The organism is Halomonas sp. ND22Bw, from assembly GCF_003011945.1.
Taxonomy (GTDB): Bacteria; Pseudomonadota; Gammaproteobacteria; order Pseudomonadales; family Halomonadaceae; genus Halomonas; species Halomonas halophila.
The window spans coordinates 1-399 of record NZ_PXWD01000260.1; the positions used below are offsets into that span (position 1 = coordinate 1).

The 399-nt window shown below is 68.4% G+C and carries 1 pseudogene; it reads right to left on the reverse strand.

Features of this window, described 5'->3' with window-relative positions:
• A pseudogene (locus CVH10_RS17970) lies at positions 1 to 399 on the reverse strand (hypothetical protein); the annotation flags it as partial.

Consider the following 399-nt stretch of genomic DNA (forward strand, 5'->3'; position numbering starts at 1 on the left):
ATCTCGGTGAGCTTGCGGCCGACGGGCGCCTTCTTCCAGGCGATGGCCTGTTCGTAGGAGCTGACCAGGGCCGGCATCAGGCCGATGTTCAACTCCGGCACCTCGCCGCCGGCATAGGGCGAGGGATAGAGCGAGAGGTCGAGGGCACCCTTGCGCATCGCGGCGAACTGGGCGTTCGTCTTCATCAGCGACGAGCCGGGATAGACCTGCACCTCGAGGGCGCCCTTCGAGCGCTCTGCCAGCGCCATCGCGAACTTGCGACACATCCGATCGCGAAAGTCGCCCTCCTCGAGGGTGCCACCGGGAAACTGGTGCGAGAGCTTCAGGGTGGTGGCCGCCCGGGCACGTGAGCCGAGGGACAGGATGGCGGGGGCGGCGAGGCCGCCGGCGAGTACCCAG